At 31.3% G+C, this 1,182-nt stretch carries 2 protein-coding genes and 1 pseudogene; all 3 read right to left on the bottom strand.

Annotated elements, in window-relative coordinates:
• A pseudogene (locus tag QI30_RS19720) lies at positions 1 to 264 on the bottom strand (SAVED domain-containing protein); the annotation flags it as partial.
• Entirely contained in the window at positions 265 to 912 is a 648-nt protein-coding gene (locus tag QI30_RS19715; protein ID WP_126992146.1) for a hypothetical protein, read from the bottom strand.
• A partial coding sequence (locus QI30_RS20735; RefSeq protein ID WP_158621108.1) for a hypothetical protein occupies positions 913 to 1,182 on the bottom strand: 270 nt, incomplete at its 5' end. It abuts the gene before it with no gap.

Raw genomic sequence — 1,182 nt, 5'->3', positions numbered from 1 at the left:
CTTTTTATCAATCAGTCTATGATGAACATCACAAAGTAACATTATGTTACTAATTTCTTTTGCCAATTTTTTAGATAGCTCAATATCTCCTCTCGGACCCTTTGGACTGTCCGCAATAATATGTGCTAAATATGAGCTATTAAACTCAGCTTTAGTTAACTCGTCAACCCATAAAGGCTTATTACACCCTCTATACTGACATCTTCCTGCCGCTTTCCCCCATAATCTTGTCTTTACATCCTGAGGAATAGAACTAACCGACATTTAAATCCCACCTATCAATTCAAATTGTTCTTTCCATTCTATCCGAGAAAACAATCTTCTCATTTTAATAACTTGGCTAAAGTAGTCACATTTAGTTACTCTTTCATCGCAACCACACGGACACATCATTCTATTTCCTGCCTTTTTTCTACTTCCTAAAATTTTCAACATTTGACCAACATCCTTAGAGCTTTTCAAATGAAATAAATTTTTAAAATCTGAGATTAATCCTTCATCGCCATGTTCTAATTCTCCAAAAATAAAACCTTCTCCAGTTAGTTGATTAATAGTGACTGCGTATAAATACGGGAGAACACAACTTTCAAAAAAAACCTTAAACTCTGGTGACTTTTTTAATACGAGTTTTAATCTTATTGGTGCACCCAAACAAAAAGATCCATCTGGATTGATATGATTTGATGGTACGTTAGCGATTCGATTTTCATTTTCGTATATAGTCGGGAGTTTTAATGGATAATCAGGTGGAATTTGAATGGATAATGAATATGCTATTTTACACGATGCATAATCTTTAAATTGTAATTTTCTTTCAAAATCTCCTTCTAAAACTAGATTATTAGTCGTCGTAGGTTTGATACGAAATTCACTATATTCGAATAAAAAACTTTCAATCAATTTTAAATTCATTTATATTCTCCAAGGTTGTACTTGCGGACTTGTTACTATGTGTAATGGCTTTTTATTTTCTGCTTTAAAACCATATTCATCTACTAAGATATCCTCATTAATATTCAATGAAAAACCTTCATTTAATATAACTTTAACTTCTTTAGCTCCATTTACATTTAAAAGCTTTTTGAAATCTATCTTAGCTTGAATAAGCCATCTATTAAAATTTTGTTCTAATTTTAAATCACTAAATTCAGGATTGTCCCACCGATCAGTAAAATCTTCTTC

It is taken from the genome of Candidatus Kurthia intestinigallinarum, from assembly GCF_003991225.1.
GTDB classification, from domain to species: Bacteria; Bacillota; Bacilli; order Bacillales_A; family Planococcaceae; genus Kurthia; species Kurthia populi.
The sequence above is the reverse complement of the archived record's forward strand: the minus strand, read 5'-3'. Positions and strand labels throughout refer to the sequence as shown.